Genomic DNA, 14,069 nt, shown 5'->3' with positions numbered 1-14,069 from the left:
TTTTTTAAATTCTTCATTCCAGTAGCCTTTACAAATAATTTACACTCTTGATTAAGTATAGATTGCAACAAAACATGATGCATTAACATAAAATATAAACATTACTTATTCAAATAGACTTGTATGTTCATTTCTCATTAAATAATCTATAAGCTCATCACATTAACAATCCTCTCTCATCGCCTTAAATATTCTTGCACCACTACCTCACATAATCAACAAGCTTTATAAAGCCTTTATCTAAAACCTTATATTCCTTATTTAATAAATCATCTTTTTCGATATCAGCATTCAAAAACAATTACCCCTCAAAGCTTTAAAATAATTTAAAACAACAATCTCTACTCTTATTAATATCCTTAAAATGGGAATATAAAATAAATACACAGTCAAATCTTAAAGGTAATTGGTTTGTAAAAACTTCTTTAAATAAAATCAATAAGAGTTCCTTTATAAGGAACTCTTATTGAAAATACTAATGTTATAAAATATTTAAATCTTTACCGTCTCTATCTTTCAAGATTTGATAGATAAGATTTTGCTTCTTCAATGAGTTTTTCTATCTCTTTCTTTCTGCCTCTTGCTTCTCCTATATTAGAAGAAGAGGATTCTAATAAACTTAAAACATTTTCTGCATCACTGCGTGACTTTTGAGCTAAAAAATCACTCTTCCCTTTTCTTGATAAGTAACTTCTACGTTTTTTATTTCTTAATCTTTCAGTAATAGCTTCTTTTAAAGTTTTTTCAGCTTCTCCAAAAAAATATTTTGCAGATTCCAATTCACCAATTGCAATATCAATTTTATTCATAAGACCCTCAGAATTAAAACTTTCACCCCTCAAATAACCTTGTAATCGATTTAAATCTTGTCTCTTTTCCTTATTCTTCCTAAAATTTATTCCCAGTAATCCTATTTCATCCTGGATTTTTTTAGTTACATAATAAAGCTCTGTCTTCATTTGTTCATATTCATTTCTAAGGCTATATGCACTCTCCATTAATAAAGAAAATCCAGAATTTTTAAGAGCATTTTCTACCCCTTTAATTGCCTTATCTGCGTCTTTTTCGTACTCAGTACTTGGAACTAGATCCTTTTCTTCTATTTTTATTACTTCTTCTTGAACATAATATGGATATACTTGTTGAGGATAATTTGAAGACCCTCCTTGTTGAGGATATTTAAATACTGGAATAGCATTATTAACAGGTTTCACTTCCATATCTTGTTGTATTTCTACTTCTTCTTCAAAACCATCTATAACAACTTCTTTTTGTTCCTGATTTTCTTGTTCATGGTTTAAATCTTTATTATCTTTGCTTTCATCTAAAAATTTTTCCCTTGCTTTATCTAGCAATTCATTAAGGGCATTTATATCACATGATAACAAACATAATAATGTTAACATACATACTGATAAAATACTTCTCTTCATATCTCCCTCCTGGGACATCAAATTATTTAATTATTGAATCTCGATATTGAAATACAACAATTATTGGTAAATATACACCTTTTATTTTAAATTTCAAATAAATTATTAAAATAATACAATACTCTCACTTTGACCTACTTAAAAACACAACAAAACTATTTTATTAAGTAAATTTATACAATAAAGAACAAAGATATTATCTTAATATAAAACTTGTAATTAATTACATCCAATTTAAACTTTAAAAAAATAAATAATTAAAAAACAATTAACTAAAGTAAACATATCATTCAATAAAAACAAAAACTAAGAAACCTAGTTCCTACCTTTACTTTCCGAATAATTCTACTCGCTTACTAATCAAAACTAATCTCATCAATCATTTACCACTTAGCTAAAAAGGTTTAACTAGATCCTATTTATTTATCTTTAGTACAAATATTTAATGCGTCACAAAAATGCAAAGAAGGAAAACAATTCTCATAAAAAGAAGAGTTTTCCTAAAATGACTTTATTTAGTAGATTATTTAAATAGACAATTTATTTAGCAGTAGCAGGTTGAGTAGTACTAGCTTCAGTTGATTCAGTTGTGGTTTCTAAGTACTGTATTCCCTTAACTGCCTCTCCTATCTTTTCTAGATTGCTTTCTACTGTTTTCCTAATTATAAAATCAAGTACTCCTAAAACCTTATTTACAGCACTTATAGCAGCAGCTTTAACTACAACAGCTTCATCACCATTAGGTTGAGCAAATTTACCACCCTTAGTCATAGCTTTGAGAGCCACAGCAGCTGCTAAATCGGCATTAGTCTTTGCTCCTGCATTATTACCATTAGCAATAGTACCACCAGCTAGTAACCCAGCTTCATGATTGTTATTATTTTGAACAAGAGCAGCAGTGGAAGTCTTAGCATCTTTAATTTTATCAATCATAGCCCATGGATCAGCTTTAGACACTTCAGCCGCTAGTTTAGGACCAGAGTTAGCAGCTGCAGCAGCACCAGTTCTTGCAAGTGATTCTACTGCATTAGCAGCACCTGCAGCTATTTGATTACCAGCATCTCCTACATTAATCTTTACTCCAGATTCCTCTGCTGCTTTAATAATTTCCTTTACACTGTCAATTATCGCTTTTACACTATTTTCATCAGCACCAACAGCATTATTATCAGTAGCAGCATCACCAATATTAGTATCGCCAGCTGCTTTAGCAGTATCAGCAAGTGTAGTTAGAGCAGCAATTAGTCGTTCAAAGACCTCACTAGCACCTTTAATTGTAGACTCAACTCCTGTAGTATCAGCATGAGGAGTAGAGGTTATGTCTTTTGCTAAACCATCTAATTTATCCTTAGTATCACCTAAACCTTTTTTTATCTTATCAAAGTGTTCACCAACTTTACTTCTATTGTCTTCGAGTTTAACAGCATTAAACCCAAATGCATTCTCAATAACATTACCAAAAACGCCAAAAATCTCTTGAAACCCATGTCCTATCTTAACTAATGAATCAAAGAAAGAAATTTTAGATTAAGAAAAGCCAATTTAACTTCTCAAGTTTAATTACAACAATATAGAAGGCAATCTTTAGATGTAGATCTAAGATGCCTTCTACTCTCATCACTAAATAATCTAACTATCTACCTTATTGCTTCTTACTTAATTCTGAAACTGGTTCTTGCGGACCTCTTACTTTATCTATCTTTCCTTTTGCTTTTTCAAGAACATTCTTTACTGTCTTTTTAATTAGATCTTCTACTGCTACTAATAGTTTATTTACCGCTGTTATTCCTGCTGCTTGTACTGCTTTTTCATCGCTATTCGCATTATGTGAAGCTAATTTACCATCTTTAACCAAAGAGCGTAGTGCTATTCCTCCACTCACCGCACCTGTTAACGCTGCATCTTGGGCTAAATTAGCTGCAGTAGCTCCTCCTCTTGCAAACTTTAGTGCACTTGTTGAACCATCTGCATTACCCCCTATTGTTCCAGTCGCATCTCCTTCGGCTGATTTAACAATCGCTGCTAATATTTCTTCTCCCCTCACAGATGATACTATTAATGCTGCTTCTGGTCCCGCAGTTCCTCCTGCCACAGCACCTGCTGTTAAGACCTTAGCTCCATTTTTTGCATCAGTTCCTCCTATTGATGCTTGAGCTACTGTTACATTACTTGCAATTGGTTCTTTAATTTCTCCTCCTGTCTTGGCTGTGTCCACTATTCCTTTCAATGCTTTATATGCTACTTTTAATGCATTTTCATCTGCTGATACTCCGCTTTGATTGCTTGTTGCTTCACCTACCTTGTTAGCATCACCTATATCTTTTAAAGAATCTAAATGACCTTTTAATGTGTTTAAAGTAGCCTTAGCAGCATCAACTGCGCCTCTAATTGCCTTCTTTAATAAGCCATCTTTATCAATATCTATTTCTGACTTTTTTGCTACTTGCTCTAATTCATCAGATGCTTTCCCAAGTGTTTCACCTAGACTGTTAAAATATTCTCCTACCTGATTCTTAGTTGTATCTTTAGTTACTCTTAATCCCAAGGTACCTGATACTAGTTCCATAAATGAATAAAAAGCATTTTCAGCACTTCTTCCAACTTCCATTAGGACTTCACTTAAACTGCTTCCTCCTGTAGCTGCCTCGCCATCCTTACCAGCTTGTGGTTGTTGCCCACTGCCACAACTAAGAAGTAAAAATAAAGATATAAGTATAGTTATATTAAAGTTTTTAATTCTCTCACTTAATCTATGCTTCATATTATAGTCCCTCCTTATTGCAAGATAAAAATAAAGTCATCAATAATGCACTTAAAGTAATTCTTTTCATTATTACGTGCCTCCTTATTACTCAAAAGGGGCAAGATAGGGGCAAGATATAGGTAAAAGGAAAACGGTTCTCATGAATAGAGAAAAGTTTTCCTAAAATGACTTTATTTAGTAGATTATTTAATTAGATAATTTATTTAGTAGCAGCGGGTTGAGTAGAACTAGCTTCAGCTGATTCAGTAGTAGTTTCAGAGTACTGTATTCCCTTAACAGCTTCTCTTATCTTATCTAGATTGATTGCTACTGTTTTTCTAATTATTAAGTCAAGTATTCCCAGTACCTTATTTACAGCAGTTACAGCAGCGGCTTTAACTGCACCATCTTCATTAGCAGCAGCACTAAATTTACCACCCTTAGTCATGGCCTTAAGAGCAACAGCTGCTGCTAAGTCTGCATTAGTAGCTGCCTTAGCACCATTAGCATGACTAGGAGTACCAACTGCTAATGTTCCAGCATCATTATTATTGTTTTGATTAAGATTACCAGCTGTGGTTTTAGAATCTTTTATTTTATCAATCATTGCCCATGAGTCTGCTTTAGATACCTCTTCAGCAAGTTTAGGACCAGAATTATCACCAGCACCAGCATTGGCAGCAAGCGCAGCAGGTGCGTCAGTATTAGCAGCAGCATTTACTGCATTACCAGCATCTCCAGAACTGATTTCTACTTCAGATTTCTTTGCTACTTCAATAATTGCATTCACACTTTTAATTATAGTGTCAACTCCATCCTTATCAGCAGCAACTGCAGCACCAGCATTATTAGCATCACCAATATTAGTATCACCAGCTTCCTTAGCAACCCCAGCAAGTGTAGTTAGAGAAGCAATTAGCTGTTCAAAGACATCATTTGCACTGCTAATTGCACCCTTAACAGCTTCAATTGTGCTACCATCAGCATTTTTTGCTTCAGATATTTTATCTGATAGCTCATTTAACTTCTTCTTAGTAGTTGTAAGTCCATCTCCGATCGTCTTAAAGTATTCACCAACTTTACTTCTCTTGTCACCCGATTTAACTGCAGTAAGTCCCAAAATATCCCCAATAGCATTACCAAAGATGCCAAAAATCTCTTGAAATCCTTGACCTATTTTGATAAGTGAATCAAAGAAAGAAATTCTAGATTCAGCAGCCAGTTTAACTTCTTAAATTTCATTACAACAATATAAAAGGCATCTTAGATCTATATCTAAGATAGCCTCCTACTCTTACTTTTAAGCAATTAATCTATCTATTTTATTGCTGATCTGCTGGTTTTGTAACTCTTGCTTCATCTATTTTTTCTTTTGCTGTTTTAAGCACATTCTTTACTGTCTTTTTAATTACATCCTCTACTGCTACTAATAACTTATTTGCTGCGGTTACTCCTGCTGCTTGTACTGCTTTTTCACTATTATCATTATGTGAAGCTAATTTACCATCTTTAACCAAGGATCGCAATGCTATTCCTCCTGCTACTGCTGCTGCTTTTGGTGTATTTGCATTTAGGTTGTCCTTTGTTCCTCCTTTTGCAAAACTCATCGCAGTTGTAGTTCCATCTGCCGCTGCTCCTAGTGCTTGATCACCTTCTTTTGAGGCAACTATTGATGCTAGTATTTCCTCACCAGTTACTGCTGATACTATTAATGATGCTTTTTCTCCTACTGCTGCCTCTGGTTTGTCTATAGCTAATACCTTAGCACCATCCTTATTATCTACCCCATTTACTGTCAATGTTGTATTCCCTGCTTTTGGTGCTAAAACACCTGCATTTGTTGCTGCCTTTACTATTGACTGCAATGCATTAAGGAGTTTATTCAATCCATCATCAGCTGGTTTGATTCCTTGTTGATCATTTTCTGCCCAACCTACTACTTTGTCATCACCTACTCCTTTTAAGGAGTCTAAATGGGTTTTTAATGTGTTTAAAGTAGTCTTAGCAGCATCAACTGCTACTCTGATAGGATTTTTAGATGCATCGTCTTTCTCAACATCTGCTGTTGCCTTAACTGCTACTTGTTCTAAGTCATTTGCTGCTGCTTCAAGCTTAACACCTAGACTGCTAAAATAATCTCCTACCTCACTCTTTTTTGTATCTTTAGTTACAGTAAAACCTAATGTATCTGAAAGTAACTCTAAAAATGAATAAAAAGCATTTTCAGCACTTCTCCCTACCTCCATTAGGACTTCACTTAAACTTCGCCCCCCTGTAGCTGCCTCGCCATCCTTACCAGCTTGTGGTTGTTGACCACTGCCACAGCTAATAAGTAAAAATAAAGTCATTAATAATGCACTTAAAGTAATTCTTTTCATTATTACGTGCCTCCTTATTAACTCAAGGGAGCAAGATATAAATAAAAGGAAAACAATTCTTATGAAGAGAGAAAATTTTTCCTCAAATGACTTTATTTAGTTTATGTTTATTGTTATTAATTCTGATTATTGGTTTTTAATTTCAGGAATCTGCTTATCAGTAGTTACAGGAGTATCTTCAGGATTAATTTTCATAGAATCTTTAACTTCTTGGGTTTAATTACAACAATATAGAAGGCATCTTAGATTTATATCTAAGATGCCTTCTAATCTTATTTTTAAGCAATTAATCTAATTATTTATCTTATTACTGACCTTCTGGTTTTGGAGCTCTTGCTTTATCTATTTCTCCTCTTGCTTTCTCAAGAACATTCTTTACTGTTTTCTTAATTATATCTTCTACTGCTACTAATAACTTATTTACTGCATCTATACCTACTGCTTGTACTTCTTCTTTACCTCCTGCATTACCATCTCCTGCGCCTGATGCTAATTTACCTGACTTAACTAATGAACGCAATGCTATTCCTCCTGCTACTGCTGCTGCTTTTGCAGCAGCATTTGCTAAGTGATTTCCATTATTACCTCTTGCAAAACTCATTGCGGTTGTCTCCGCCTTTGCAGCTTGTGATAGTTCTGGATCATTCTCTCCTGATGCAACTATTGATGCTAACATTTCTTTGCCACTTACTGTTGTAAGTATTGCAGCTGCTTTTCCTGAATCTCCTGCTACTGGTTTACCAGTACTATCTGTAGATAATATTTTAGCACCATCCTTATTATCTGCGCCTCCATTTGCCTGTACTGCCACTTCTCCTGCTTCCGGCTTTGAAATACCTTCTTTATAAGCTATGTCCACTATTCCTTTCAATGTATTATATGCTTTTTTTAATTCAACATCAGCTGGTTTTTCCCCTTCTTTATTACTTGCTGCCTCACCTACTACAGTTCCATCACCTATATCCTTCAAGGAATCTAAATGACCTTTTAACATACCTAAAACTTCCTTAGCCGTATCAACTGCGCCTCTAATTGCTACGGATATTGATCCATCTTTAACTCCTTCTACTTCTGAATTTTTTGCTACTGCTTCTAATTCTTCAGATGCTTTTCCAAGCTTCACACCTAGCTCGCTAAAATACTTTCCTACTTCATCCTTCTTTGTAGTTGATTTAGCAGTAAAGCCTAATGTATCTGAAAGTAACTCTAAAAATGAATAAAAGGCATTTTCAGCACTTCTACCTACCTCCATTAATACCTCACTTAAACTTCGCCCCCCTGTAGCTGCCTCGCCATCCTTACCAGCTTGAAGTTGACCACTTCCACAGCTAATAAGTAAAAATAAAGATATAAGTATAGTTATATTAAAGTTTTTAATTCTCTCATTTAATTTATTCTTCATATTATAGTCCCTCCTTATTGCAAGATAAAAACAAAGTCATTAATAATGCACTTAAAGTAATTCTTTTCATTATTACGTGCCTCCTTTTTTACTAAGGGGGTCAAAGGGGGCAAAATGGTTAACAAGCTTCAAACAAAATAAAAACAGAAACTAAAAAAATAGGCACTATAATCTTAAAGAGATTGAGTATGATACAACAATTAACAGGATTCATTGTTGTTAACAAATAATTAAATGATTTTGATAAAAAATAATTGATATGTAATCAATTAAATAAAGGGCTAATTGAATAAATTTACTTTACTAATAATGACATTAATGCTAAGAATATTCCTATATTAAGGGTAATAAGGGTACCAAACATCCAACCATGAAGTCTTAATGTACTCTTAAGTTCAGATGCAGTTTTATCAAGTTTACTATCAAGCTCCACATTATTAATTTCCATATCTTTTCTAACAAGAGAAACCTCATTTCTAACATTATCAATCTTATTATCCAAATCTTTAATGTCAGATTTTAATTCACTTCTGACAGAATCTATTTTGTTATCAAGTTCATTGAATTTAGTATCGATTTTGGTATTAAGATTATTCTCAACAGAATCTATTTTGTTATCAAGTTCATTGAATTTAGTATCGATTTTGGTATTAAGATTATTCTCAACAGAATCTATTTTGTTATCCAGGTCTTTAATATCAGATTTTAACTCATTTTTAACGTTGACAATTTTATTATCAAGATCTCTAATATCGGCTTGTAAGGTTGCTTCTACCTTTTCAAGCTTAAGGTTAAAAGTAGTCTCTAAATACTCAATATCCTTGTAAGTCAGTTCATTTTTATAATATCTGTAAGATAAATCAATAGCAATATCTCTATTTATACCAGCTTTAGTAAGTTCATTGATGACCATTTGTTGAGTAATTACTGGTTGAGCAAGTCCCATAAGAATCTCCTTATATAATTATTATATAAAATATTAACTGTTATAGGAACCTTATTTTAGTAAAATGTGCCTTAAGAAAACCCCTAACTATAACATAAAGTATTTAGTCTATTTTCTTTAGTTTATCAAAAAGCTTAAATGCAGTCTTACAATCAATCTGTTGTTAAAGGATTCCATCACTACGCTTTAGACCTGAGTATTATTACAAATAGTAAAAAAGGAAAACAATTCTTATGAAGAGAAAAGTTTTCCTAAAATGACTTTATTTAGTAGATTATTTAATTAGATAATTTATTTAGTAGCAGCGGGTTGAGTAGTACTAGATTCAGTTGATTCAGTAGTAGTTTCAGAGTACTGTATTCCCTTAACAGCTTCTCTTATCTTATCTAGATTGCTTACAACTGTTTTCCTAATTATAAAATCTAGAACTCCTAATACCTTATTTACAGCAGTTACAGCAGCGGCTTTAACTGCACCATCTTCATTTTCAGCAGGTTGAGTAAATTTACCACCTTTAGTCATAGCTTTAAGAGCAACAGCAGCTGCTAAGTCTGCATTAGTAGCTGCTGTAACATTAGCAGCACCGGTTCCAGTAGCTAATTCTCCAGCATCGTTATTGGCATTAGCACTAAGGGCACCTTCTTTGGTTTTAGCATCTTTAATTTTATTAATCATAGCCCATGGGTCTGCTTTAACAACTTCATCTGCTAATTTTGCAGCATCACCTGCAGCAGCTCTAGCATTTCCACCAGCAAGTACTTTAGGTCCATTACCATTTTCTACAGAATTACCAGCAGTTCCTTTTTCAATCTGTACACCAGACTTTTCGGCAGTCTCAATTATAGCTTTAACTTCTTTAATAATAGCTTCAACGCTAATCTTGTCAGCACCATCAGCACCAGCATTAGCATCAGCCCGAGCATCACCAATATCAGTACTATCATTAGTTACCCCAGCAAGTTTAGTTACAGAGTCAATTAGTTTTACAATAACGTCACTAGCACCTTTCATTGTAGCTTCAACTCCTGTAGTATCAGCATGAGGAGTAGAAGTTATGTCTTTTGCTAATCCATCTAATTTATCTTTAGTATCACCTAAACCTTTTTTTATCTTATCAAAGTGTTCACCAACTTTACTTCTCTTATCACCAAATTTAACAGCTGTAAATCCAAAAGCATCCCCAATAGCATTACCAAAGATGCCAAAAATCTCTTGAAATCCTTGACCTATTTTAATAAGTGAATCAAAGAAAGAAATTTTAGATTCAGCAGCCAGTTTCTCAGCTTGAAGTTGACCACTTCCACAGCTAATAAGTAAAAATAAAGATATAAGTATAGTTATATTAAAGTTTTTAATTCTCTCATTTAATCTATGCTTCATATTATAGTCCCTCCTTATTGCAAGATAAAAATAAAGTCATCAATAATGCACTTAAAGTAATTCTTTTCATTATTACGTGCCTCCTTATTACTCAACAGGGGAAAGATAATTAACAAGCTTTGATAAGCATAAAAACAAAAGGAAAACAAATCTCATGAAGAGAGAAGAGTTTTCCTAAAATGACTTTATTACTTAGATTATTTAATTAGACAATTTATTTAGTAGTAGCAGGTTGAGTAGTATTATTAGCTTCGGTTGATTCAGTAGTAGTTTCAAAGTACTGTATTCCTTTAACTGCTTCTCTTACTTTCTCTAGATTGCTTGCTACTGTTTTTCTAATTATTATATCAAGTACTCCTAAGACCTTATTTACAGCACTTGCTGCTGCTGCTTTTGCTACATCAGCCTCATTATTACCATTATGAGCACTAAGTTTACCAGTCTTAGTCATAGACTTTAGTGCAACAGCAGCAGCTAAGTCTGCATTTGTTTTAGCTCCAGCACCATTAGCAACAACACCACCAGTAGCTAGTTCTCCAGCACCATAATTGGTAGCAGCAGTAAGAACACCGGTATTAATTGTAGCATCTTTTATCTTATCAATCATAGCCCATGGATCTGCTTTAGATACTTCATCTGCTAATTTTGCAGTTGCTCCTTGACCAGCAGCAGCATGAGCATTATTACCACCAAGAACAGCAGGGGCATCAGTAGAAGCATTAGCAGTAATAGCACCACCTTCGGTTCCTTTTTCAATCTTTACATCAGACTTCTCTGCTGCATCAATAATATCTTTAACCCCTGCAATAATAGCTTCAACTCCATCCTTATCAGCAGCACCAGGGGCAGCATTATTATTATGACCACCAAGTAGAGCATCTTCTTTAGTTACATCAGCAAGTTTAGTTAGAGAAGCAATTAGTTGTTCAAAAACATCATTTGCACCTTTAATTGCACCCTTAACAGCTTCAATTGTGCTGTTATTGGCATTTTTTGCTTCAGAGATTTCACTTGATAACTCATTTAACTTCCCATTAGTATCTTCCAAACCTTTTTTTATCTTCTCAAAGTGTTCACCAACTTTACTTTTCTGGTCACCCGATTTAACAGCTGTAAGTCCCAAAGTATCCCCAATAGCATTACCAAAAAAGCCAAAAATCTCTTGAAATCCTTGACCTATTTTGATAAGTGAATCAAAGAAAGAAATTTTAGATTCAACAGCCAACTTAACTTCTTAAAGTTAATTACAACAATATAGAAGGCAAACTAGACTCATCTCTAATGATTGCCTTCTAATCTTACTTTTAAGTAATGAATCTATCTATTTTACTACTGAACTGCTGTTTTTGGTTTTCTTACTTCATCTACTTCTTTCTTTACTTTATCAAGGACATTCTTTACTGTCTTCTTAATTATATCTTCTACGGCTCTCAATAGTTTATTTGCTGCAGTTACTCCTACCGCTTGTACTGCTTTCTCGTCATTATTTGCATTATGTGAAGCTAATTTACCATCTTTAACTAATGAACGTAATGCTATTCCTGCACTCACTGCACTCGGCTTTACTGCACCTTGGGCTAGATGAGCTGCAGTATTCCCTCCTTTAGCAAATTCTAATGCACTTGTATTTCCATCTGCATTATTTCCTATTGTTTTATCCGCATCTCCTTCTTGTGATTTAACAATAGCTGCTAATATTTCTTCTCCACTTACTGCTGATACTATTAATGCTGCTTTATCTCCCACTGCTGCTCCGGCAGCACCTGTTGTTAAGACCTTAGCTCCATCTTCTGGAGTAGCAGCTACTCCTATTATTCCTGCATTCATTTGAACATTACCCTCTTTTAGATCTCCAACACCTACTTTATCTGCTGTGTCCACTATTCCTTTTAACGCTTTATATGCTGCTTTTAATTCATTTATACTTACTGAGGCTCCCTGCTTGTTAGCACTTGGTACCTCCCCTACTACATCTTCATTGCCTATTTTCCCTAAGGAGTCTAAATGAGTTTTTAATGTGTTTAAAATAGTTTTAGCTTCATCAACTGCTGCTCTAATAGGATTTTTGGATGCATCGCCTTTATCAACACCTGCTGTTGCCTTAACTGCTACTTGTTCTAACTCTTCTGATGCTTTCCCAAGCTTCATACCTAGACTGCTAAAATAACCTCCCACATCCTCTTTCTTTGTAGTTGATTTAGCAGTAAAACCTAATGTATCTGAAAGTAACTCTAAAAAAGAATAAAAGGCATTTTCAGCACTTCTCCCTACCTCCATTAGGACTTCACTTAAACTGCTTCCACCTGTAGCTGCCTCGCCATCCTTACCAGCTTGTGGTTGTTGACCACTGCCACAGCTAAGAAGTAAGAACAAAGATATAAGTATAGTTATATTAAAGTTTTTAATTCTCTCATTTAATTTATTCTTCATATTATAGTCCCTCCTTATTGCAAGATAAAAATAAAGTCATCAATAACGCACTTAAAGTAATTCTTTTCATTATTACGTGCCTCCTTATTACTCAAAAGGGGCAAGATAATTAACAAGATTTGATAAACATAAAAACAAAAACTAAGAACGCATAGATAATTTAACATTTCAGAGATTAAAAACAACTAATTTACTAATTGTCTCTAACAAAAAATTAAATGATTTTGTAAAAAAATGACTAAAAAATAATTGACAGAAGGTCAATTAAATAAGGAAGGCTTTAGGTAAATAAATTTACTTTACTAATAATGACATTAATGCTAAGAATATTCCTATATTAAGAGTAATAAGGGTGCCAAACATCCAACCATGCAGTCTTAATGTACTCTTAAGTTCCATTTTGTTAACATCAATCTTATTATCCAGTTCATTAAATTTAGTATCTATCTTATTATTAAGATTATTCTCAACAGTGTCTATCTTGGTGTTAAGATTATTCTCAACAGTGTCTATCTTGGAATTAAGATTATTCTCAACAGTGTTGATTTTGTTATCAAGTTCATTAAATTTAGTATCTATTTTGTTATCCAGTTCAGTCTTGACAGATTTAATTTCAGCTTGTAAAAGAGCTTCGACTTTTTCAAGTTTAATATCAAAGTTTTCTTTTAAGAATTCAATATCCTTGTAAGTCAGTTCATTTTTATAATATCTGTAAGACAAATCAATAGCAATATCTCTATTAATACCAGCCTTGGTAAGTTCTGATATAACCATTTGTTGAGTAATAACAGGTTGAGCAAGTCCCATAAAAACACTCCTTATATAATTATTATATAATATTTTAAGTGTTATAGGAACCTTATTTTAGTAAAATGTGCTTTAAGATTACGCACTCCCAAAGTCAATAACATATATGATGCTTACATGCTATCTAATGAATCATCATCACTCTTACCATCTCCTTTGTACTTATAAATATCAGATATAGCTGACTTACTTGAATAATCCATAATACTAAGTTTAGATGTTGCAAATGGCTCTATTAACGTAGCAATTTTAGTAAATTTATTACTTATAGGTTTAATAGGAGCAATCCTAAACTTATGACTCATACGTGCTCTAAGATTAAGAAAAGTTTTAGTCACATTCCCATGACCAAAAACGTCATCCCTATCTTCAACACAAAGTGTTAGGTCTCTTTTCTTTATCTTACCAAAAAGCTCAAATGCAGCCTTACCATCAATCTGTTGTTAAATGATTGCTATCAATACTATTTAAACCTGAGTATTATTACAAGATATAGACAAAAGGGAAACTCTTCTCTTTATGAGAATAGTTTCCATCAAATGACTTTATT

The 14,069-nt window shown here is 33.4% G+C and carries 9 protein-coding genes and 3 pseudogenes; all 12 read right to left on the bottom strand.

Translation table 11 applies throughout. The annotated features are described in order from the left end of the window. Nucleotides 1-509: 509 nt before the first annotated feature. On the bottom strand, nt 510-1,433 hold the full coding sequence (locus BT0_RS05065; protein ID WP_088895186.1) for a P12 family lipoprotein: 924 nt from the start codon (nt 1,431-1,433) through the stop codon (nt 510-512). A 540-nt stretch (nt 1,434-1,973) separates the two neighbouring features. Then, a pseudogene (locus BT0_RS05060) lies at nt 1,974-2,960 on the bottom strand (variable large family protein); the annotation flags it as partial. A 115-nt stretch (nt 2,961-3,075) separates the two neighbouring features. After that, entirely contained in the window at nt 3,076-4,194 is a 1,119-nt protein-coding gene (locus BT0_RS05055; RefSeq protein ID WP_088895185.1) for a variable large family protein, read from the bottom strand. Between the two features lie 202 nt (nt 4,195-4,396). Next, nucleotides 4,397-5,401 (bottom strand): annotated as a pseudogene (locus BT0_RS05050) (variable large family protein); the annotation flags it as partial. 97 nt (nt 5,402-5,498) lie between these two features. Continuing rightward, entirely contained in the window at nt 5,499-6,554 is a 1,056-nt protein-coding gene (locus BT0_RS05045) for a variable large family protein (protein WP_418214862.1), read from the bottom strand. A gap of 307 nt (nt 6,555-6,861) precedes the next feature. Next, nucleotides 6,862-7,956, bottom strand: coding sequence for a variable large family protein (locus BT0_RS05040; RefSeq protein WP_088895182.1), 1,095 nt, complete (start codon nt 7,954-7,956; stop codon nt 6,862-6,864). Nucleotides 7,957-8,251: 295 nt separating this feature from the next. Further along, nucleotides 8,252-8,902 carry a Bdr family repetitive protein gene (gene bdr, locus BT0_RS05975; protein WP_145954719.1) on the bottom strand — a complete coding sequence of 217 codons (651 nt, stop codon included), beginning with the start codon at nt 8,900-8,902 and terminating at the stop codon, nt 8,252-8,254. 291 nt (nt 8,903-9,193) lie between these two features. Continuing rightward, nucleotides 9,194-10,282 (bottom strand): variable large family protein, encoded by a 1,089-nt coding sequence (locus BT0_RS05025; protein WP_088895179.1) that lies wholly within the window; start codon nt 10,280-10,282, stop codon nt 9,194-9,196. 214 nt (nt 10,283-10,496) lie between these two features. Then, a pseudogene (locus BT0_RS05020) lies at nt 10,497-11,510 on the bottom strand (variable large family protein); the annotation flags it as partial. 101 nt (nt 11,511-11,611) lie between these two features. After that, nucleotides 11,612-12,712: a variable large family protein gene (locus tag BT0_RS05015; RefSeq protein WP_088895178.1), complete on the bottom strand. Its 1,101-nt coding sequence runs from the start codon at nt 12,710-12,712 to the stop codon at nt 11,612-11,614. Between the two features lie 294 nt (nt 12,713-13,006). Further along, nucleotides 13,007-13,519 carry a Bdr family repetitive protein gene (gene bdr / locus BT0_RS05970; protein ID WP_088895177.1) on the bottom strand — a complete coding sequence of 171 codons (513 nt, stop codon included), beginning with the start codon at nt 13,517-13,519 and terminating at the stop codon, nt 13,007-13,009. A gap of 113 nt (nt 13,520-13,632) precedes the next feature. Continuing rightward, the gene (locus tag BT0_RS05005; RefSeq protein ID WP_088895176.1) at nt 13,633-13,857 is read right to left on the bottom strand and encodes a hypothetical protein; all 225 of its coding nucleotides are present in this window, start codon (nt 13,855-13,857) and stop codon (nt 13,633-13,635) included. Between the last annotated feature and the right edge of the window lie 212 nt (nt 13,858-14,069).

Source organism: Borrelia turicatae 91E135 (assembly GCF_000012085.2).
Taxonomy (GTDB): domain Bacteria; phylum Spirochaetota; class Spirochaetia; order Borreliales; family Borreliaceae; genus Borrelia; species Borrelia turicatae.
Note: the sequence above shows the minus strand (reverse complement) of the source record. Positions and strands in the feature narration are given on the sequence as shown.